The 21,305-nt window shown below is 49.4% G+C and carries 14 protein-coding genes and 2 pseudogenes; 7 read left to right on the top strand and 9 right to left on the bottom strand.

Going from position 1 to position 21,305, the window contains the following annotated elements; genetic code table 11:
* Positions 1-219: 219 nt before the first annotated feature.
* Positions 220-1,071: an AraC family transcriptional regulator gene (locus MYS68_RS33020; protein ID WP_248929834.1), complete on the top strand. Its 852-nt coding sequence runs from the start codon at positions 220-222 to the stop codon at positions 1,069-1,071.
* 59 nt (positions 1,072-1,130) lie between these two features.
* Here MYS68_RS33020 and MYS68_RS33025 read toward each other — a convergent pair whose 3' ends face one another.
* Both MYS68_RS33025 and MYS68_RS33030 read right to left on the bottom strand, forming a co-directional pair.
* Complete coding sequence (locus MYS68_RS33025; RefSeq protein ID WP_248929835.1) at positions 1,131-2,345, bottom strand: MFS transporter; 1,215 nt, start codon at positions 2,343-2,345, stop codon at positions 1,131-1,133.
* A 66-nt stretch (positions 2,346-2,411) separates the two neighbouring features.
* Entirely contained in the window at positions 2,412-2,693 is a 282-nt protein-coding gene (locus tag MYS68_RS33030) for an ArsR/SmtB family transcription factor (protein ID WP_248929836.1), read from the bottom strand.
* Positions 2,694-2,882: 189 nt separating this feature from the next.
* Here MYS68_RS33030 and MYS68_RS33035 point away from each other — a divergent pair, with 189 nt between their 5' ends.
* From MYS68_RS33035 to MYS68_RS33045, 3 genes and pseudogenes are all read left to right on the top strand, one after another.
* Positions 2,883-3,728, top strand: a complete 846-nt coding sequence (locus MYS68_RS33035) for an STM4015 family protein (RefSeq protein ID WP_248929837.1) — start codon at positions 2,883-2,885, stop codon at positions 3,726-3,728.
* A gap of 10 nt (positions 3,729-3,738) precedes the next feature.
* Positions 3,739-4,950: an STM4014 family protein gene (locus tag MYS68_RS33040; RefSeq protein ID WP_338043640.1), complete on the top strand. Its 1,212-nt coding sequence runs from the start codon at positions 3,739-3,741 to the stop codon at positions 4,948-4,950.
* A gap of 17 nt (positions 4,951-4,967) precedes the next feature.
* Positions 4,968-5,477: pseudogene (locus MYS68_RS33045) on the top strand (STM4013/SEN3800 family hydrolase); the annotation flags it as partial.
* A gap of 105 nt (positions 5,478-5,582) precedes the next feature.
* Here MYS68_RS33045 and MYS68_RS33050 read toward each other — a convergent pair.
* Positions 5,583-7,229: an IS1634 family transposase gene (locus MYS68_RS33050; protein WP_248924599.1), complete on the bottom strand. Its 1,647-nt coding sequence runs from the start codon at positions 7,227-7,229 to the stop codon at positions 5,583-5,585.
* A gap of 626 nt (positions 7,230-7,855) precedes the next feature.
* On the opposite strand from MYS68_RS33050, the gene MYS68_RS33055 reads away from it, so the two are divergent.
* Both MYS68_RS33055 and MYS68_RS33060 read left to right on the top strand, forming a co-directional pair.
* Positions 7,856-11,200, top strand: a complete 3,345-nt coding sequence (locus tag MYS68_RS33055; RefSeq protein WP_248929839.1) for a hypothetical protein — start codon at positions 7,856-7,858, stop codon at positions 11,198-11,200.
* 73 nt (positions 11,201-11,273) lie between these two features.
* Positions 11,274-12,413: a hypothetical protein gene (locus tag MYS68_RS33060; protein ID WP_248929840.1), complete on the top strand. Its 1,140-nt coding sequence runs from the start codon at positions 11,274-11,276 to the stop codon at positions 12,411-12,413.
* A 424-nt stretch (positions 12,414-12,837) separates the two neighbouring features.
* On the opposite strand, the gene MYS68_RS33065 is transcribed toward MYS68_RS33060, so the two are convergent.
* From MYS68_RS33065 to MYS68_RS33090, 6 genes are all read right to left on the bottom strand, one after another.
* Positions 12,838-14,574 (bottom strand): ABC transporter ATP-binding protein, encoded by a 1,737-nt coding sequence (locus tag MYS68_RS33065; protein WP_248931089.1) that lies wholly within the window; start codon positions 14,572-14,574, stop codon positions 12,838-12,840.
* Positions 14,543-16,378: an ABC transporter ATP-binding protein gene (locus MYS68_RS33070; RefSeq protein ID WP_248929841.1), complete on the bottom strand. Its 1,836-nt coding sequence runs from the start codon at positions 16,376-16,378 to the stop codon at positions 14,543-14,545. Before MYS68_RS33070 ends, MYS68_RS33065 begins: the two co-directional genes overlap by 32 nt.
* Positions 16,375-17,574, bottom strand: a complete 1,200-nt coding sequence (locus MYS68_RS33075; protein WP_248929842.1) for an MFS transporter — start codon at positions 17,572-17,574, stop codon at positions 16,375-16,377. The genes MYS68_RS33070 and MYS68_RS33075 overlap by 4 nt, the downstream gene beginning before the upstream one ends.
* Before the next feature lie 161 nt (positions 17,575-17,735).
* Positions 17,736-18,644 (bottom strand): alpha/beta hydrolase fold domain-containing protein, encoded by a 909-nt coding sequence (locus MYS68_RS33080; RefSeq protein WP_248929843.1) that lies wholly within the window; start codon positions 18,642-18,644, stop codon positions 17,736-17,738.
* A 276-nt stretch (positions 18,645-18,920) separates the two neighbouring features.
* The gene (locus MYS68_RS33085) at positions 18,921-20,273 is read right to left on the bottom strand and encodes a sensor histidine kinase (protein ID WP_248929844.1); all 1,353 of its coding nucleotides are present in this window, start codon (positions 20,271-20,273) and stop codon (positions 18,921-18,923) included.
* Entirely contained in the window at positions 20,266-20,949 is a 684-nt protein-coding gene (locus tag MYS68_RS33090; RefSeq protein ID WP_248929845.1) for a response regulator transcription factor, read from the bottom strand. Before MYS68_RS33090 ends, MYS68_RS33085 begins: the two co-directional genes overlap by 8 nt.
* Positions 20,950-21,102: 153 nt before the next feature.
* On the opposite strand from MYS68_RS33090, the pseudogene MYS68_RS39210 reads away from it, so the two are divergent.
* Positions 21,103-21,281: pseudogene (locus MYS68_RS39210) on the top strand (IS4 family transposase); the annotation flags it as partial.
* Between the last annotated feature and the right edge of the window lie 24 nt (positions 21,282-21,305).

Consider the following 21,305-nt stretch of genomic DNA (forward strand, 5'->3'; position numbering starts at 1 on the left):
GTCTTGAGATAGATTGGAAGGAGGAGCTGCAGCCGCGGCTCCTTTTCGTCTGTTCGGGGAAAAATCGGGCCGGGCCGCACTCGCAAATACAAAGCGGCGAGGGGCGCTTTTGTCCCGATGAGCGAGCATTCATGATATACTGGAAAAAAACATGTCGACGCGAAAACGATCACGATCCCCGCTAACGGGGGGCCAAACGGCGGAGGACAACAAAGCGGAATGGAAACGAACCAATCGGAGCTGCTGCGAAGCTATTTATCCAATGCGCAGGCGTCGCTGCTGGTCGCGGACCATACGAAGGTCGGCCCGCAGTGGCGGGACCTTGATTTTTTGCCGGAATTTAACCGGCTGTATTATATACGGGATGGGGAAGGCTGGCTGAAAATCCGCGGCAAGGACTATTATCCGAAGCCGGGCCAGCTGTTTTTGCTGCCGGCCGGCGTGGAGCAGTCTTATTCGGTCACGGGCGAAAATACGTTTCGCAAATATTGGTGCCATTTTACCGTGACGGTGGGGGACATTCATCTGTTTCAGCTGCTGACGGTTCCGGCGTACATCGAGGTGACGGATCACGGGCGGCTGGAAGCGCAGTTCGAAGAGCTGATCCGGCTCGCGCGCAGCACAGAGCTTACGGCGCCGCTGCGCATCAAAGCGGTGCTGTACGACATCATCTCGATGTTCCTTGAGGAATCGGCGCGCCAGTTCGGCGGATTCGGGCACCAAACGGCGGCGCCGCCCGGCGTCACCAAGATCAATACGATTTTGGAGTACATCGACCGTCATCTCGCCGAGCCGATCAGCGTCGAGACGCTGTCGAAGCTCGTGCATTTTCACCCGAACTACTTCATGCACGTGTTCAAAACGATGCTCGGCGATTCGCCGATCCATTACATCAACAAGAAGCGGGTGGAAAAGGCTCGCCAGCTTCTGCTGACGACGGACCGGCCCGTGTCGGAAATCGCCGAAAACCTGGGGCTGGAGCTGTATTATTTCTCCCGGATGTTCAAAAAATGGACCGGTATGTCGCCAAGCGAATACCGCGCGCAAAGCAGAAAGCCGCCTCTGACGTGAGGCGGCTTCGTTTAAGCTCGGGAAATGGCGGAGGATTAACTCCACCCGGGAAAATTCGTTCAGACGCCGGCTTCGGTCAGGCCGCTTTCTTTCACCGGCATGCCGGTGCCGGAGCGGGACGCGGAACGGGAGCGGGAAAACCCGAACGATGCTGCGGCGGTTAACGCGGCGATGACGACGGCGGCCGCTCCGATCCAGCTGATCGCCGGCAGCGATACTTGCTGCACGACGACTCCGCCGATGCCGGCGCCGGCGGCCATGGCGACCTGGACGACCGACGTGTTGAGGCTGAGCATGATGCCGGCGGCGTCGGGAGCCTGGTTGATCAAATTCAGCTGCTGCGTTGGGCCGGACGACCAGGCCGAGAACGACCATAACATGAGCAGCGGGAATACCGCGGCCGGAGAATGGGCGGCGATCGAGATCAGGATCAGGGAAACTGCATGAAGCAGCATGCCGCCGATCAGCGTGCGGCGGACGCCCCATTTGTCCGTGCCGTAGCCCCCGAGCTTCGAGCCGATCAGGCTGGCGATGCCGAAGGCGAAAAGCCCGGCGCTCACGACCTGCTCGCTCATGCCCGTTACCGTAAGAAGGAATGGCGACACATAGGTGTAGACGATCGAATAACCGCCGATCCAGAAGAAGGTCACCGCCAACGCGACGGCGATGCGCGGTTCCTTCAGCAGCGCAAGCTGCTTGCGGAGCGGCACCGGCGCTTCGCTTTCCGTTTTCGGGATGACGAAGGCGACGGCGAAGATGGCGATAAGCGCCAGAAGGCCGATGCCTCCGAAAATCATTTTCCAATTGTAGACGGCTGCGACAACCCGGCCGATAGGCACGCCGACGATCAGGGAGGTGCTGAAGCCCATAATCAGCGTGGCGATGGCGCTGCCTTGCTTTTCCGGAGGGGCCATCTTGGAGGCGACGGTAAGTGCGGTCACGACGAAGACGCCGGTGCTGAGCGCCAAAATGATCCGCGAGCCGACGAGAAACTCAAACCCCGGCAGCAGCACGGAGACGGCGTTCCCGATTACGAACAAGCCCAGCGAATAAAGCAGCAGCTTTCTCCGTTCGAGGCGGGCCGTCATCGCCATCAGGACGGGAGTACCGAAGGCGTAAGCCAGCGAGAAGACGGTGATCAGCTGACCCGCCGCGGATACCGATACCCCGATATCCCCCGCAATTTTATCCAAAATGCCTGCAATAATAAACTCTGACGTCCCGACCAGAAAACTGACGATGGCCAGCATGTAAATTTTCCATGTGGTTGACATGATAAAACTCCTCTCTCCACTCCAATGATTTTATATTTCTAAAAATATAGAAATAACAACAAAAAATTATTGCAGCAAATAAGGCGCAAATTTTTGCGCTATTTCGCGATTGACACTGTAGTAGATGTACGTTCCGTCCTTACGGAGGTCCAGCAGTCCGCATTCCGTCAGCTGCTTCAGATGATGGGACAGCGTCGAGCCGGCGACGCACTCCAGCTTGCCCATAATATCCGTGCAGCACAGATTCCGCTCTTCCGTAAGCAGCATGGCGATCTTGAGCCGGGTCGGCTCTCCGAGCGCCTTGTATACTTTGACGGCTTGCCGCACTTCTGCGTTGTCTTCTACCATAGCTCCTCACCTTATCTTCGTTGTTGTGTATTTCTATATCCGTCGAAATAAAAGATACCACAACCTTCCGTGAATGTAAACAGCTGATTTTCAAAACATGGTATGTTCCATTTTATGGTACAATGAATGCATATGCCCGGTCATAAGCCAGTGAAAAATAGAGACTGCGGCGCACGAGGAGGAATGGGAATGTCGGAAGTGAAGCTATCGATTGATTATGACCGGTACGAAGCCGGCGAAACGATGCCGAATTTGCTGGAGCAGCTTGTCGAAAGCGAGGAAAGCCGCACATTAACGAGCTTGATCGTCGGCGACTGGGGAGGCTCCTACGAGAACGACTCCAGCGAAACGGTGGCCGCTCTGGTGCGGCTGAAGGATCGTTTTCCCCAGCTTCGGAAGCTGTTTATCGGGGATATGAGCTTTGAAGAATGCGAAGTATCATGGATTATGCAGTCCAACATGGGGCCGCTGCTGACAGCGTATCCGCAGCTGACTTCCTTAACGATAAAAGGCAGTTCGGGCCTTTCGCTCGAGCCTGCCGTGCACGATAAACTGGAGGAGCTTGTCATCATCTGCGGCGGTCTGGGCAAAGACGTCATTGACGCTATTGGCCGGGGCTCGTTTCCGAATTTGAAGAAGCTCGAGCTTTATTTGGGTGTGGAAGACTACGGTTTTGACGCCGGTCTTGAAGATGTGCTTGCCTTAATAAAACCCGGCTTATTTCCTAAGCTCACTTATCTGGGACTGAAGGACAGTGAAATTCAGGACGACATCGCCATTGCGCTGGCTCATGCGCCGATTCTCGATCAGCTTCACACCCTGGATTTGTCGATGGGGACGTTATCGGATAAAGGAGCGGAAGCTCTGCTTGGCAGCGACAAGATAAGGAAGCTGGAGTTTCTTGACTTAAGCTATCACTATATGTCTGACGAAATGATGGAGCGCTGTACTAAGTCCGGTATCCATGTCGATATCAGCGACCAACAGGAGTCGGACGACGATGACGATTACCGGTTTCCGGCCCTGACGGAATAAGATGGATGGTATGATCCTTATCGGTAATCCCGATAACCGGCGTACCGCCGGCTTGCAGCGGGCGCGGGCGAAGCTCGGGCTTTCGCCTGCGGTCGTTGTTCCGTATTTGGAGCTGCTGGAGGGACGGACATCGCTGACTGAAGCGGCAAACCGGTTAGAAAAGAGCTCAAGCCATGCCTGCGCCCCGTCGCAGCTGAGGCTCGATGCGCCGGGCGAGAATTTCGCCGTGGAACGGGCGCTCCTCGCGCTCGGGGCGCCGGACGCTGCTCAGGATGCATCCGCCGACCGTCTTCTGCCCTTCGCTTTCCGAAGCGATCCGAACCCGCTTACCGTAAAAATGTGCAGCGATCTGCGCGAGCAGCGGGGCAGGCTTTATCATCCCTCGCAATGGTTTCGGGGATTCGGCCGTCTGCTCGCACGTCTGGAAAGCGAAGCGGCCGGGCTGTGGCCCGGCGCAAAATGGCAGAACGCCCCGGCCGATATTATCGGAATGTTCGATAAGCGGCACACGCACCAAACGCTGACGGCGGCAGGCGTTCCCGTTCCCCGTTTGCTGGCGCCGCCGGCGGAACTCCCCGATTACGAGACGCTTTGCGGGATGATGCTGCGAATGAGGATGCACCGTGTCTTCGTCAAGCTTGCATCGGGCTCCGGCGCATGCGGAGTGGTCGCTTACCAGGTCAATCCGGCAACGGGTGCGGAATCGGCCGTAACGTGTCTGGGGGTCGAGCATTTTGTAACGCGTCCTCCGATTTTTTACAATGCCAAAAAGCTGTTCCGCTACACGGATAGACGCGAGATTCGCGTTATGATCAATTGGCTGCTGGGACATGGCGCGCATGTAGAGCAGTGGATCGCCAAAGCTTCGTACGGGGAGCGAACGTTTGACATTCGGCAATTGGTTGTAGACGGTGCTGCCTGTCATACCGTTGCCCGCGTCAGCCGATCTCCAATCACCAATCTGCATCTCGGAAGCACGCGAATGAATCCGGAAGATTTGAAATTGTCTCCCTCCGTTCTGGATGCGGTGAAAAAAAGCGCCGCCGCCGCTGCAGCCTCTTTCCCGGATTCCCGGGTGGCCGGCGTCGACGTTCTGATCGGCAGCGGGAACGCCAAGCCTTATGTGCTGGATATAAATCCGTTCGGCGATCTGCTGTATCACGTTATGCATCAAGGTATGGATCCCTATGAGTGGGAAGTTAGACAGCTTCAGCGGCTATAGAAAAGGTGGGAACTTACTTGCCGGATATGAATCAAATCATCGGCAGCCATGATCTGCTTATGATTACGCTGGACACTCTGCGATACGACGCGGCCGTCCTGGAGGAAGCGAATTGCCCGAATCTGTGCGGCGGAGGGCACTGGGAGAAGCGGCATACGCCCGGAAGTTTTACATACGCGGCGCATCATGCTTTTTTCGGGGGCTTTCTGCCGACGCCGGCGACAACGAATAAAGCGGAGCATGTCCGCTTGTTTCATTCCAAACATACAGGTTTAAAAACGCATCCGCACACGTGGCTTTTCGATGCGCCGGATTTGGTGTCGGGCCTGCAGGCCGAAGGATATCGGACGATTTGTATCGGCGGTGTCATCTTTTTCACTAAAAAGGTGCCTCTGGCCCGCGTACTCCCGGGTTATTTTCAGGAAAGCTACTGGCGCATGAATTTCGGCGTAACCAATCCCCGATCGACGGAGCATCAGGTCAATCATATTTTGAAGCTGCTGGAGCGGGTCGATCCGCAGCAGAAGCCCGGGTTCGACAGTCGGTAGATGCACAATCCGTCTCAAACCCAAGCGGGACAAGGGATGCGGCAGTTGTGGATAACTACGTGTGGTGCCTACATCTTTTGGGGGTCAAGAGAGCGAAATATCCCATATTTGCTGGGGTTCTGCGATTTGCAAGGCCGAAACAATTGCCCGATGTTCGTCCGTTAATTCCGTCCGTTGCCGCAGCTTTCCACCATCCAAACGGTACTCAACCAGATGCAGCGTCTGCATGAGCGAACGAATCTCGCGCCACGTTTGACCGGTTTGGTTTTCTGCAATCCGGATGAGCATCAAGGCCAGCCAGCAAAGCAGGACATGTGCGCGAATCCGTTCTTCTTTCCGGTGGTAGACCGGCCGCAGTTCCAGCGATTGCTTGAGTGTCCGAAACGCTGCTTCCACCTGAAGCAATTGCTTGTACCCGAGTGCCACGTCTTCCGTGGACAAGGTGTCGTCAGAGGTGCGCAGCAAGTATTTGCCGTCCAGATGCTCCATCGCTTTGACGGCGGCCAGATCGATACGCAGATTGCCGCGCTTGTCGGTCTTGAGATACCGTTTGTACGTCGGATGGCTGTGTAGACGGCAGTGTGCCCCGGTATGCGCTTCGCCGTCCAGTTCCTTCAACCGGGCAAGCTCCGTGCGCAGCTGCTCCAGATGCGCTTCGCGCCGGGCGGCATCCCGCTTTGCTTCTTCCGGATTGCGAACGAGCACGTATCGCTTGCGCGCTTCGCCATCCCCCACGACGATCTCCTTGACCTCCAGGTTGTCTCGGATCGTTTTGAAACGTCCCGGATGCGCGAGTGCCGCTTCGACGGTCGGCTTGCCCGACGTCATCTTCTCCCCGGCAATGTAGTGGCCGCCGCTCTGTTGCAGTACGCGCAGATTGTCTTCGGAGGAGAAACCGCGGTCGACGACGGTAATCACACGCCCGAGTTTCCACCCGATCAGATCCTTTTTCACCTGCGGCACAACGTTCATATCCGACGTATTGCCCGGCCACACCCAACAACGAATCGGGATGCCCTCACGCGTGACAGCAAAACCGATGACCACCTGCGGAAGGTCGGGGCGATGGTCTTTCGAATAACCGGTTTTGCGAAAATCGTCTTCGTCGTCCTCTTCCGTCTCAAAATACGTGGAGGTCGTGTCGAAGAACAGCAGATCGACTTCCAGATTCAGCAAATCCGCTACCGTATGGAACACTTCACGCTGGATGCTTTCTTCCGACGTGAGCAGAAAATCCATTGCCCGGTAGCCATGCTGCACGTCAAACGCCGGAAGGTCCGGGATGACCACTTCACGATCCACCCAATCTTCAATCGCCAGCTTGCTGCTTGGTGCCAGCGCCCGATTGGCCACCATGGCAAAGATGGCGCGTTCAACCGGCATGCGGTATTCCCGGTCGGCAAGTCGTCGTGTAATCGCTTCGCCGATACCAAGCTTCTTCCAAAGTTGATCGAGCAGCCATACGCCGCCCAGCGAACGACTGCTAAGGAGCGTAACCGAAGCGGGTTGCGCTGAAGATGGAGAGGGCGCTTGCGGCTCGCCAATAAAACGGTGGATGCTGGCGGCAAGACGTTTCAAGCCCTCCATGTCCAGTTCGTCAGCGCGGCCGAAATGGTACAGGACTTTCGCTTGTGGAGTTCCGGTCACAGGATTTCGCTCATTATGGGCGAGCTGTACGTAACGGGTGATCGAACCGTTTTTATTTTTACGAGAGATTGTTCGTATATACATATCTACAGGATATAATATATACTACAAGAAATGCAACAAAAATATCTAATTATCCACAAAAATTTAGTGCCTACAGTTTTTTGGATTTTTTCGCGTCGTAGTGCCTGTGGAAAAGTCCGAAAAGCCGCGTCAAATCTGGATTTCAGTTGTCCACAGCACCCAAAAGGGTGCCTACTTTTCGAGGGTTACTGTCGAACCCGGGTGCTGTTGAGTCAATTAATGCATATCATGCCGGGACTCAGCACCTCCTCAATAAGAGCCCATGCTATTCGCCAGTGTAGATGAAAAATTGGAGGAATAGGTTTATCACTGTCGAATTGATTATTAGGTTTGAAGTCTTATTCAATTTTAAAATTGATGAAATAAAATATAAAAAAATGTGTTACTGAAAGAAGTTGCTGAGGACTTCGATTTGGGCATTGTGTATTGGAAATGGAAAAATTTAAATAAAATATTGTGGCGGCCCCTACAGACATTGGATTCTAAAAGCAGCGTGTAAAATTATCGATATTATGGTGCTTTATTTGTTAAAAATTCACGCTGTGCATTGGGTTGACCCTACCGAAACAGCGTGGAGAAGAGAATTAATTTTTAACTAATTAAGCTTTTTTTGAGGAGGATAAGTTATGCCAAATGAATTAGGGGGAAGAGCAGATAAAAGTGGAAATAGATTTGAAATTAGATGGACGATATATCAGATTCTCGAAGTATTGGACGAGAGACTGGATTATATTATATTAGAAGCCCTTGGAGATGACGAGCGGGGAGTTGATATCTGGATTGGTAAAAAGAATGGTTTCAGGGAAGCTCAGCAATGTAAAGGGAGAAATGCAAGTAAGGAGTACTGGGATTACGGTGCAGCGAATGCAAGAAGAATCTTTACAAATTGGAAGTTTCAATTAGAGAGGGATGAGTCAAACACAGTTGCATTAGTGTCACCGTTAGCTTTTACACTATTAGAAGATCTAATTACAAGAGCAAAGAATACTAGTAACATTCCTCAAGATTTTTATCATAATCAAATACTTAATGCTAGCAGGGAACTTAAAGATTTTTTTAGAAATTTTTGTAAATCAATGGATATAAAACCCGAGGAAGATGCAGATCTAATAAAATGCATTTCTATTTTGAAGAAGATATCATATCGTCAGATTCCAGATAGCGAATTGAAAGAATTAATCTTATCAAAAATAAATTTTCTGTTGCTTGGCGATGAAGAAGACATATATGAAACATTGGTTACTTGGGTTATAGACGGAGATATCTTAGGTAAACATATTACCCAATCCGTCGTGCATCAGTTACTTAGTAAAAAAGAGATTACACTAAAAAATCTTGCTACTGATAGGCGTATTGTTCCTAGATTGGAAGAGTTGAATCGAGAATATAGATCCGTGTTTATTCCAGTAAATAATGAACTGATTGATAGAAAGGAATTTTCCTTATGTAGAAAAGTAATTAGTTTAGGAGAGTCCCTGATAATACACGGGAAAGCTGGAAGAGGGAAAAGTGGTTGTACAGAGGATATTATTAACTATTGTCGAGAAAGTGCCATACCATATATAGCGATCAAATTAGATAAGCGAATTCCGAGTGGAACAGCACATAAATGGGGGGAAGATTTAGGTCTGCCCTCTTCTATAGTTCATTGTATCCACAGTGTGTCTAAAGCTGAAAATGCTGTAATTATTTTGGATCAATTAGATGCTCTACGCTGGACTCAAGCACATTCAAGGGATGCTTTATTGGTATGTACTCAAATTATAGATCAAGTAGAGAGAGTGAATCTGGAAAGGGAATATAAGATATCAGTGGTTTTTGTATGTAGAACGTATGATTTGGAAAATGATAATAATATTAAATCCTTGTTTAAAAATACTGATAAGAAACGAACGGTTGTACATTGGAATAAGATTCAAGTTAATGAATTGAATGACGAGACTGTGAGAATTATTATTGGGAACCGTTATGAAGGCTTAACTGGAAAATTGAAGGAAATATTGCGAATTCCAAGTAATTTATACATTTGGAAACATTTAGACGCCAATAAAGAATATAATGAATGTTCGACTGCAAATCATCTGGTTTCAGAATGGTGGAGACAATTAGAAAGAAAATGTTTTGAATTCGGACTGAGCGAGGGAGATCTGAATCGAACTAAGGAGATAATTATTAGTTATTTTGATAAATTAGGTCGAGTATCTATTCCATTGAATTTATTAAGTGTCAACAGATCGAGCCTAGAATTTTTATCTTCAAATGGTTTCCTTGTAATACAAGGAAATAGAATCTCATTTGCTCATCAATCGATATTAGATTGCTTTATAGCCGAAATGATGTTGAAACAATATTATGAAACCGGAAATATATTAGAAGTTATTGGAGATAAGGAAAAGCAAACGCCCGGAAGAAGATACCAAGTTCAGATGCTGTTACAGAATTTAATTGAGTTTGATAGCGTGGATTTTCTTAATGTAGGTCAAAAAATGCTGGTATCTGAGCAGATTAGATATTGTGTGAAGTTTGTCTTTTTCGAATTATTAAATCAATTGGAAGATTTGGACGAGAATATACAGAACTACATAATTGAATGTTGTGAAGATGAGACTTATGGTTCTCATATAATCAATAATGTTATATATTCTAAACCACAATATATTAAATTGCTCAGGGACCGCGGCGTTTTAGATAAATGGTTTGAAAGTACGGAGAAGAAAGCTATCGTATTTAATCTGATTTTCAGTATATCTTCAAAGTTTGAAATAAAAGATGTTGCATTTATAGAAAAGTATGCACTTCAATCGCAAGAAGATGATAATAATTTTTCGCGGTGTTTTCTACATGATATCAATCAAGATACCGATGAGATGTTTGAATTGCGAATGAAATTTTATCATCTGTATCCTCAAATGGCTGACAACTATCTTGATTTTAAGGAAATGCTTAAAAAATGTGAAATGAGAACAATGCGAGTGTTTGCGTTTTTATTGGAAAATAAGCTTAACAAACATTCTAGATCTATTTATAGATATGAAGAGGAATTTTTGCAAGAAGATTCAGAGATATTAATTAAAAATGGTATTGAAGTTATCAATTTATTACTACCGTACATTCCAACTGAAAAAGACGAAATGTTGCCTTATGGTGATTGGTCTGGAAGATATGTGCACAAAAGAGGTCTTGAAAGGACATGCATTCAAATTATCAAAAAGGCGAATGCAGCCGTAATTGCCTTACATCCAGAAATGTTTTGGGAACGATATAGAGAATATATGGGGACAGGCAATGATTTGTATAACGAGATTATACTAGATGCAATGTGTAAATTGCCAACTTCATTTAGTGATGCTATTGTTGAATATTTATGTAGTGATTTAAACAATACCATATTTGAAAAAACAAGTGGTAATGGCGATGAATTGTTACTTGCCAAACAAGTGTTAGCTAGACATTCCGAACATTGTGGCCCAGCTATTTTTGATGTACTAGAAAAAACGGTTATTGGTTACGTATGTCCACGAGCTAAAGAACGATATCAACATAGAATTGAATTTAACAGAGAAAATAATGGACACATAGTTTATTGGAGTTTTTGGGGAGAGCTACAAAAAGAAATTCTAGAAGTGTTGCCATATAATCGCCTTAGTGAAAAGGCCAAAGATTTGGTGCGTGTGTTAAGGCGTAAATTCTCCAACGAACCTAATTTATATAAGTATTCAAACGGACATGGTGGATTTGTAAGTTCCCCTGTTGCAGGGAAAAAGCTCAGTAATAATAAATGGATAGATATATTGACTAATAACAAACTTAGAAAAAAAGATGCTTCCCGCTGGAAAGAAGTACCCGGAGGATTTGTAGAAAGTTCGATTGAATCTTTTTCAAGCACTTTTAGTATTGCCGTTTCCGAAGAGCCAGAAAGAATGATAAAGTTGATGCTTTCGTGTAATGATACGATATTGGATATATATTGATTCGTTATTTAGTGGAGTGGCGTATAGTAAAAATTTGAAGAATGTGCCATTAAAACTATTGGAAGCAATGATTTTGAAATTTTCATTTGATTTTACTTCATATAGGGCAAGTTCCATTTGTACGATTATTGAAGATAGCGGGGAGGCGGGATGGTCACAGGAGATATTGGATATTCTTAAGGCCATTGCGATTAACCACAAAAATCCGGAAATTGGAAAGCCAAATGTGACCAGTAATGAAGATAAAGAAATGCGTAGCTTTGATATGTTACAAAGCAATGCCTTAAGTTGTGTAAGAGGCAGAGCTTCCCAAGCAATAGCTCAATTATTATGGAAAGACAGCGCTCTTTTTGGACAGTTTAAAAATACAATTGAAAAGTTAGCATTAGATGAAAATCCAGCAGTAAAACTAGCAAGCTTATTTGCGTTATGGCCTTCATATAATATTGATCGAGATTGGGCATCTGAAAGGATTCTTTATCTATATGAACAGGATTATCGATTAGCAGGATTTCGTGATTCAAAAAATATGTTTTTTTTATTGTACCCTCAATATCGTCAACGCGTACTAAAAATTATTAAACAATGCTACGATTCTGAAGATAAGGAACTAATCAAAAGGGGGGCACACTGCTTATCAGAAATGTTTATTCTGAAAAACGAATTTGTAGATGAAATGACAAATGTTGATACTATGAGCCAATTACAAGCTGAAGAGATTCTATATATGGTCATGTTATATTTTAATAAGGAAGAATATAATACATTAGTTAAAAATATTATACGCAAATTTAAAACAAGCACACTAGATTTAGAAATGCCAATTTCAAGATTATTTTATGATGATCTAATTAATTTGGAAAGAGATAAGGATTTTTTGATAGAAATAATGGGTTCGGATTTGAGTCGTAGAACGTTGCATGCATTTGTGCACTATCTGGAAAAGGAATCCAAGTCGGTAATTGAATATAAAGATATAATATTATCTATGAGTCGGCATTTAATCCAGAATGATACTAAGAAATATGAAGGTGTTTGGGGAATACAAGATGAAATTTCTAAACTGGTGATTGGATTATACGATGAGACTTCTGGAGATACGAGGCCAGAGTTAAAGTTCATAGCACAAGAGTGTTTGGATATCTGGGATTTAATGTTTGAAAAGCAAATTGGACCAGTTAGAAGATTAAGTCAACAGATGATGGAAAGATAGCGAGAGATTCTTGCCGTATAAATTCGTGATAAGAAACTGTAAATTAAGCGAAAGCAGGTAGCGTACCTACTAAAATCTAGATTCTACGCTGCATAAAGTGAAAATAACAGATGCCGCGGCAGAGGGTCGCTTCCCGCATACGATGCATTGGATTGTTGCCCATTGTTGGCCAGGAAAGGCTAATAGTTGAGGCGGGCAACAAAAAAGAAAAGGGGCACCCAGCCCCTCTTCACTATTTTCGCCAATACAGCTCCGATTTAATGTCTTTCCTCACTTAATAGTGAACAACACTCCACATCTGTTGAGCTAGTAAATAGGAAGATAGGATATTAGGAAAGTTCCCCCTGGTATTGTCATCCATTTACCTGCGGGAAAAGGCAGGGAGCAAAGACAACTAAAAGACGTGAAATTGATCTATCTTTTTTCACAAAGTCATCCGCCGCTCGCCTGCATCATGCTGCTGTCTCCATAGCCGGGCATACAAGCCGTTCGACGCAAGCAATTCGTCATGGCGGCCTTGTTCCACGATCCGCCCATGATCCAGCACAACAATCCGGTCGGCATGCTGCACGGTCTTGAGACGGTGAGCGACGACGATGACGGTACGGCCTTGAACAAGTCGATCGATCGCTTTCTGAATCTCCACTTCGTTCTCGGGATCGAGAGAAGCCGTCGCTTCATCGAGGAGAAGGATCGGCGCATTTTTCAGCATCGCCCTGGCAATGGAGATCCGCTGCTTTTCGCCGCCCGACAGGGTGCTTCCGCCTTCACCGACCACTGTGTCGTAACCGTTCGGCAGCTTCATGATAAAATCGTGACAACAAGCAAGCCGCGCCGCTTCCTCGATTTCCTCGCGCGTTGCGTCGCTTCGTCCAAACCGGATGTTGCCTGCAATTGTATCCTGAAAGAGATACACGTCCTGAAATACCATCGACACTTTGTGCAGCAACGCTTCCGGGTCCATGGCGCGGATATCCTCCCCGCCCATCGTCACCATTCCTTTTTCCGGATCGTAAAAACGGGCGATGAGCCGCAGAATGGTGCTTTTGCCGCTTCCCGACGGGCCGACCAATGCGGTGAAGGAACCTGCCGGCATGCTTACGCTCACGTTCCGCAAGACCGGTTGATCCCGATAGCCGAACGTAACCTGCTTGAGCTCGATATCCAGATCTGCCGGAGGCCTTTGCTCTCCTTGCATGACCGGCTCTTGCAGCAGCTGCACCATCCGTTTGCCCGCCTGCTCGATATAGCGAAACTCCGCATAACCGGCAAGCGCCGCCGTCAGCGGATCGAAGATTCGGGTTCCGATGATCAGGAACGCCGCGAAGGTGACGACGTCCAGGCTCCCGCCGAGCAGCAGATGAACGCCTGCCATGACCATCAGGGTCAAACCGGCACGAATACAACCTATCGCGCTCAGTATAATCGGCCCGAGCATCCCTTCAAAGCGGATGCTCTGCCGCATCCATTCCCGGAAGGACTGCTCCAGCCGGACAAAACGTTCTCCGGTCATGTTATAAGCTTTAATCACCCGGATTCCGTTCAAGTATTCCTGCAGCCGGCTTCCGGCATGGAGCTTGGCTCGCATATGCTGCGAGCCGAGCTTGCGCTGGATGCCGGATGTCAAGATCATCAGCAGGGCGGCCGCCGGCAGCGCCGCGAACAGGGAAAGCGCCAGGCGCCAATCGAAGAAAGACAGGCCGATCAAGGACAGAACCGGCATGACGGCGCCCCCGATCATCTGTGGAACCACATGGGAGATGCCATGCTCCATCATGGAGAAGTCGCCCGTCATCATGTTGGCAAGCTCGCCCGGATCACGCTTGTTCAGGTATCCCAGCGGCAGCTTGCGCAGGTGCTCCGCCAGCCGGGACCGTCCGTCCACCGCCGCGCCGTAGGCGTCGCGGTATTGGGCACGATAGGCGGGAATTTCGCTGAAGAACAGGAGAACCAGCGATGCGGCGAGCCCGCCGCATACCCACCCGAGCCGTGCCGTATCGAGCGGAAGTTCGGGATGGACAAACGGGGTAAAGATCAATCTCGCCGCTTCGACCAGCAGCGCATAAGGGATCATGCCCGCCAAATAGGCAGCGGTCGTGAAGCATACCGGTTTGATCAACGAGCGCGGATTATCCACCGTCATGTTGCGCAGCATGCTCATCATCGGCGTCCACCTCCCCTTTGCCCATATGCCACTGCGTTGCATGTTGATAGGAATGCCACATCCGTCTGTACAAGCCGTTGGCCGAGAGGAGCGCTTCATGCCATCCCCGCTCGACGATTCTCCCGTTTTCCATCACGAGAATTTGATCCGCATCCCGTATGGTCGACAGGCGATGCGCGATGACGAGAACCGTCTTGTTTTTCATCAACGCTTTGAGCGCCAGCTGCATTTCATATTCATTCTCCGGATCGGCAAAAGCTGTCGCCTCATCGAGCACAAGGATAGGGGCGTTTTTCAGGATCGCTCTGGCCACGTTGATCCGCTGCTCCTCCCCGCCGGACAAATAGACGCCTCCTTCTCCGATCAGCGTATCATATCCAAACGGAAGGTTCTCGATGAACGCATGACACTGCGCCGCCTTAGCCGCGGCGTACACGTCTTCTGGTGGCGCGTCCGGCCGCCCGACCGCGATATTGTTGTACACGGTATCGTAAAACAAAAACGATTCCTGAAACACGAAGGCGACGGTATCCATCAGATCAGCGGTCGCCATTTCGCGGATATCCACTCCGCCGATGCGGATTGCTCCCATGTTCACATTCCAAAAACGAGGCACCAGATGGGCGACAGTCGATTTGCCCGCTCCCGACGGTCCGACGAGCGCCGTCACTTCCCCCTGATGGGCCGTAAAGGAAACGTCCGTAAGCGCATCGGTATCTCCAGGCTCCGTCCCGTACGAAAAAAAGACATGATCGAACGAAACATCGAATAACGTCGGCTGCCTTGGATGCTCAGGCTCCGGCAATGCCGGCTCCTCCAATATGCGATCGAATCGCTCCACGCCCTCGTTAATAAACCGGATGGATTCCGCCAAGTACAAGATTTTAAACATCGATGCGGATATTCCCGGTGCCATGACCAGGAAAAACAGCAAAGCGGAGGCGACGGTGACGCTGCCCGGATCGCGATTCAGCAAGAATACGCCGACTGGCAAAATAAACGCAGCTAACGAGCTCAGGATCACCTTGAAGGTCAAATGGCCGTATAGAAACAGCTCCGTCAATTTCACGCCGTGATCGCGGTAGCGAACCATGTCCAGGTAAAGCTGCCGGAATGACTGCACGGTTTGCCCGAACACCTTGACGGCCGGCATCCCCCGTACATACTGAACGGCGGAAGCATTCATCCGTTCCAGCGCATCGTAGGCCATCTTGAGGGTTTCCTTCGTCTTGGACCGGACCAATAACGAGACCATAACCGCAACGCCGATGACCATCGGCACGAGGCACGCCATCGCCAGCCAAACATGAACCGAGAACATGACGGCGACCATCAGCATCGCGGTCACCGCCACATGCACGAGATCGGGCAGTTGGTGAGCAATAAACGTTTCCACTTTATCGACGTTATCTTCCAGCGTTTTCTTGACGGCTCCCGTCGAACGGCCGTTCAACCATCCGAGCGGTAGCTTGCCGATATGGCCGGCAAGCTTGATTCGGAGACCGTATAGAATACGGAAAGCGGCGATATGAGCAATCAGTCCCCCCGCGTACATCGTGAGCAAGCCGGCTGCGAAGCCGACCAGAGCGATAACGCCTAAGCGGATCATCTTCGCTCCGTCTGCCGAAGCCGTGGACGCCGCATGTTCCAACAGCTCCTTCAAAATGAAATAGACGGAGACGTAAGGCACCAGCATGCAAACGGCGCTAAGCGCAGAGAACAGTCCGGAGCCGATCAACAGTTTACGTTTCTCCCCGGCGAGTTCGAGGAGTCGTGCGATCCCTTTTTTCCGCCGTGTCATTCTACCCCACCTCCAATCGTACTCGGAGACGGAATGGCCGCATTTCTCTTGGCGAACGCCAAAAGAAAAGAAAAACCGATGAGAAGCGCACAAACCGAATACGGAGCCGCCATATGCGCCGTGTAAAGCGCAGTCCCGGCAACCGGCCCCAAGAAAGCGCCGCTTCCCTGCAAAGCCGTGACATAAGAAGCAATGCTCCGTTGTTCATAATCCCGTACTGCAACGGAAGCACTCGCGCTGTATCCAAGCAAAGCAAACCCGAAGCCGATTCCCAGAACGATAAATTCCACATAGGCCATGCGGATGAATGCCAGCAGTCCGAACAGCCCCAAGGCGACGATCAACAATCCGAGACGCAGCATCCACCCGGGGCGCCGCTTCAGATATTTGCTGGCGACGATTTGCGAGGCCACCACCATGACGCCTGCAGCAGCCAGTCCGTATCCGATCAGTTGTGCCGCTGCCTGAGCATCAAACCCCAACGAATCCTGTACGTAAAAACCGATGGTCACCTGAAGAATGTTTAACGTGACCGCCAGGAGAAGACCGACCCCTAAGTAGAAACGGATTCGCGGATCGAGCGGCGAAAGCGAAGAGACCGACCGTTCTTTCTGTTGTCCCGCTTCATTCGGAATCGATATCCACAAAAAGATAATCATGACGAAAAGCAAGGCGGCAGCGGCATACATCGGCGCGGTAAGTCCGATCGCGGCCATGACGCCGCTCATGGCGGGGCCCAAGACGAAGCCAAGTCCGTTGGCCGTGCCAAATAAGGCCATTCCCCGCGTTCGCGTCTCCTGCGTCGTCCAGCTCATCACATAGGCTTGCGCTTTGGCCGGAATGCCTCCGAAGAAAAATCCCGAAACCGCGCGCAGCAGCAAGAAAATCCAAAAAAAGCCTGGAGAACCGTGGGTTAGGGTCCCCGCGTAATCGGCAAGCAGGGCGAACGCGACCACTGTCGCAAAATACATGAACATGACGGAAGCCAACATCCGCTTACTGCTCAGAAAGGTTATTTTTTCCCAGAAGTACCCGCCAAGCAGCCAGAAAAGCCCCGTCACGGATACCAAACATCCCGATTGAAACTCACTCAGTCCCAAATTGCGGGAAAGAGGCCCAATGATCGGATTGAACACCGCGATCGAAATCGCGCCGCAAAGGACAATCAAAAACATCACGACAAACTTGTATTTCAAAGTTCGCTCCTCCAATCGCAAATCGTAATTCGCTCACTCCGGCAGATTGACGGTCGCACTGCCGATTTCAAACGCTGAAACAACTCTTCATATGCGCCATACCCGAAAAAATAGCCAGTAATAACGTTGATGCCATATGAGCCAACAGCCAAATCAAGTACCTATACCTTCTCGTGGATCAATTCAACGATTTGTCCGATTGCTTTTCTCGCTTCCGGAGTTGGGAATAAGGTGAAGAGATGAATCATTTTGGGATACTCATAGTAGTTGATCTTTACACCTTTCTTCTGGGCTCGGTCTTTAAATTTCCGCGCGTCAGCTGCCATAAGATCATGCGTTCCAATGAATACGGAAATATCGCCTAACCCTTGTATGTCACCGTTTATAGGGCTCAACAGATGGTGATTCGGGTCCGCGTCGCCGGCATACAGTTTTCCGATAAATGCGAGTCCATAGGATCCCAGGAGGGCATCATGCTTCTCGAATATCGGAATATCCGGATTCGACAACGTGATGTCTAACCATGGAGAGATGAGAATAATCCGCCTTGGTTGCGGCAGCTCTCTTTCTTTAAGCAATTGAGCTAGCCCCAACGCAAAGCCACCGCCTGCCGACTCTCCCATTAAGAAGATATTTTGCGGTGTGGTTTTCTTTAGCAGCTTTTCATAGATGGGGAGTACTTGGTCATAGGATTCATGATACTGGTGATGAGGAGCTTTAGGATAGACAGGAACGATGACATGACAATTCGTCATATCGGCTATGTTTCGTACAAATTTCCAGTTAATGGGAATCGGCCGATTGATATGACCTCCGCCAAGCAAATAGATAATAAATTGTTCATGATCCTTTTTGTTTCCCCGTAAAACATAACAATCTTTGCCGTATGATGGATCCTTCACAATATCCAGTTTCTGCTTGAGTTTTTCAGGCAAGCGATATGGCTGTGCATTCTCGATTCGCTTTTGTTCAAGGAATTTGGAAAACTTCGCATGGTCTGAAAAATACTGTTTTCTGCCGCTCATGAGCATCAAATATTCGATGAGTTTGCTTCGAATGCTTTGTTCCATCACAATAAACCTCCCTAATCCATTTCCTTTGAAATTGATCTTACTGGCGCTACATGAACGTAATATGAACTGATTGGAATTAAATGTAAGAAAGGATTTTGATCGAAGCCTTCTCGACGAAGATACATTCGTGATTTAGAGGAAGCTTTTCTTGCGTGCAGAAAATTCTCATATGCGCTTTAGCGCGCAAATGAACTTAAACTTTCTGTCAATAAAAAAAAGGCGGACGGATCGTCCACCTTTTCGTTCGTGCCGGTTTTCAATTGTTCGACTGGGTTACACGGCCGGCAAAAACACGGTTACCGCCGTTCCTTTTCCTACGGCACTGTCGATCTCGACCGAGCCGTTGTGCAATTCGACGACGCGCTTAACGATCGCGAGTCCAAGCCCGCTACCCCCCGCTTCGCGGTTGCGCGATTTATCGGCCATATAAAAGCGTTCGAAGACGCGCCTGCGGTCTTCTTCGGATATGCCGATTCCCGTATCTCGGAAGATGACTCTGATTTCGCCGTTTCCGGGCTGAAGCTCAATGGAGATTTCGCCGCCTTCGGGCGTGAATTTGATGCTGTTGCCGAAAATGTTCAGCCATACCTGGCTCAGCAGGTCTTCGTCCGCATAAATCGCCGTTTTGGGAAGCTCGAGGCGAATATTCAAACGTTTGGCCGCCCATTGCGGTTCTGCGGAAACGACAACGCGGCGCAGCTGCCGGTCAAGCCGAACGAGCGACGGATGGAAGGGATAATGGCTCGAATCGATCGTGGCCAGCCTCAGCATGTTCTCGCTGAGTCGGGACAGCCGCATGCTTTCCTGCCGGATAATGTTCAGACAGCGCAGCTGCTCGGCTTCATCGAGACCGTCTGTCTGCAGGATGGAGACGAAACCCGAAATGGAGGCCAGTGGCGTTTGTATTTCGTGGGACACATTGGAAACGAACTCCTGCCGCATCCTTTCAACCTGGCTGATCTCGTGGGCCATTTGCTGAAATTGCTCCGATAAGACGCCCAATTCATCCTTGCTCTTCGTCTGAAGAACGATGTTGTAGTCTCCTTTGGCCACTTTTCGGGTTGCGGCCGTCAACGCTCTTAAGGGCTTCACCACGATTCTCGTAAAAAGAACGAACTTGAAGCTACCGATCGTAAGCGCAATCAAAATGAAAGCGCCCATAAGGGTGAGTATAAGATCGACATCGGAGCTTTCCGGATGGATGACGACGGCCAGCTGCTCATCCGCCGTTCGTAAAGGAAAACCCATGTTCAGGCTCGTCGGCAAGGGCAGGACGGATGTGCGTCTCACGATTTCGGTGCCGTCCCGGACAAGACGAATCTCCTCGTCGGTAAGGGTAGGCTTGCTTGCCTGGCCATATGCGTAGCGCACGCCGTTCCGATCGTATATCCATAGGGATATTTTCTGCTTTTCGGCCAACTGTTTCAGATAGGGGCCGCGCTCGGCCAGCGCCAATCGGGAATAAACATCCGCGAGCATCTCGCTTCGCATGGCATACTCGTTCCGGGTGGATTCCGTAATTGGGTTTTCGAACAAATATACGGTAATCGGAACGGAAATTCCGAAACCGGTCGTTAACGCCACGACGAAGATCAGTAAAATTTTTACATTCAAGCTCTTAATCATGGCTTTCCGTCTCCAATCGGTATCCGAGACCGCGAACCGTTACGATGCGAAAAAGATGGGTATAAGCGGCGAACCGCTCCCGCAGCCGTTTGATATGAACGTCGACCGTCCGCTCGTCTCCTTCGTGGTCGAATCCCCATACCGCTTCGATGAGCTGCTCCCGCAAAAAGATTTGGCCGGGATAGCTGGCAAGCTGATATAACAGCTCGAATTCTTTGGGCGGCAAATTCCAGTTCTCGCTGCCGATCGAAACGGTCCCCCGCAGCCGATCCAGTTTGATGCTGCCCAAGATCACTCTCTTGTCAGCCGCAATCCGGTACCGGCGCAGCACCGCTTTGATTCGGACCACCAGCTCTTGCGGATCGAAAGGCTTAACCAGGTAATCGTCGGCGCCTAAGCCGAATCCTTTCACCTTCTGACTCGTCTCGTGCTTGGCAGTGATCATGATAATCGGCAATTCGGCGTTCAAAAGCCGCAGTTCGCGGCACAAATCCCACCCGTCCATCACGGGCATCATGACATCCAGCAAAACCAAATCCGCGGGCGAGCTTTCCATTTCCGCAAGCGCCTCTTGGCCGTTGACCGCTCCCCGAACCCGATACCCTTCGCGGCTTAAAACGAATAAAATCATTTCCAACATATTCGCGTCATCTTCTACGACAAGAACACTTGTCATTGCCCATACCTCCTTGCTAATCCAGCCTAATTATAGCATTTGGCGATTAGCATGGAATATTTTATATGGAATGCCAGGACGAGGTGATAGCAAATCGAGCGAATTTCCAATCGTCTCAACCACCAAAGCCGAAACAAAGGATGAATGAAAGACGATGGAGTTCGCGATCCGGACTTCCAGACCGCACTTCAACAACTCATGAGTTTATTTATCGAAATGCCCCAAGCCAAAACCAAGAAGAACAAAATAGCTGTTTTCAACCAGAGGACTGGATCTCGGGTTTACCCAGCTATATCAAGGGTTTATTTGGAGATTGGATCTGCGAAAGTTGAGTTAAGATCTACCGACTCGATCTC

The sequence above is a fragment of the Paenibacillus hamazuiensis genome (assembly GCF_023276405.1).
Classification (GTDB): Bacteria; Bacillota; Bacilli; order Paenibacillales; family NBRC-103111; genus Paenibacillus_AF; species Paenibacillus_AF hamazuiensis.

What these genes read in the sequence shown, in the direction of transcription:
- MYS68_RS33080 (WP_248929843.1), bottom strand. Translation starts at nt 18,644, where the DNA reads ATGGAACAAAGCATTCGAAGCAAACTCATCGAATATTTGATGCTCATG.
- MYS68_RS33025 (WP_248929835.1), bottom strand. Translation starts at nt 2,345, where the DNA reads ATGTCAACCACATGGAAAATTTACATGCTGGCCATCGTCAGTTTTCTG.
- MYS68_RS33055 (WP_248929839.1), top strand. Translation starts at nt 7,856, where the DNA reads ATGCCAAATGAATTAGGGGGAAGAGCAGATAAAAGTGGAAATAGATTT.
- MYS68_RS33085 (WP_248929844.1), bottom strand. Translation starts at nt 20,273, where the DNA reads ATGATTAAGAGCTTGAATGTAAAAATTTTACTGATCTTCGTCGTGGCG.
- MYS68_RS33050 (WP_248924599.1), bottom strand. Translation starts at nt 7,229, where the DNA reads ATGTATATACGAACAATCTCTCGTAAAAATAAAAACGGTTCGATCACC.
- MYS68_RS33030 (WP_248929836.1), bottom strand. Translation starts at nt 2,693, where the DNA reads ATGGTAGAAGACAACGCAGAAGTGCGGCAAGCCGTCAAAGTATACAAG.
- MYS68_RS33090 (WP_248929845.1), bottom strand. Translation starts at nt 20,949, where the DNA reads ATGACAAGTGTTCTTGTCGTAGAAGATGACGCGAATATGTTGGAAATG.
- MYS68_RS33040 (WP_338043640.1), top strand. Translation starts at nt 3,739, where the DNA reads ATGATCCTTATCGGTAATCCCGATAACCGGCGTACCGCCGGCTTGCAG.
- MYS68_RS33035 (WP_248929837.1), top strand. Translation starts at nt 2,883, where the DNA reads ATGTCGGAAGTGAAGCTATCGATTGATTATGACCGGTACGAAGCCGGC.
- MYS68_RS33020 (WP_248929834.1), top strand. Translation starts at nt 220, where the DNA reads ATGGAAACGAACCAATCGGAGCTGCTGCGAAGCTATTTATCCAATGCG.
- MYS68_RS33065 (WP_248931089.1), bottom strand. Translation starts at nt 14,574, where the DNA reads ATGAGCATGCTGCGCAACATGACGGTGGATAATCCGCGCTCGTTGATC.
- MYS68_RS33070 (WP_248929841.1), bottom strand. Translation starts at nt 16,378, where the DNA reads ATGACACGGCGGAAAAAAGGGATCGCACGACTCCTCGAACTCGCCGGG.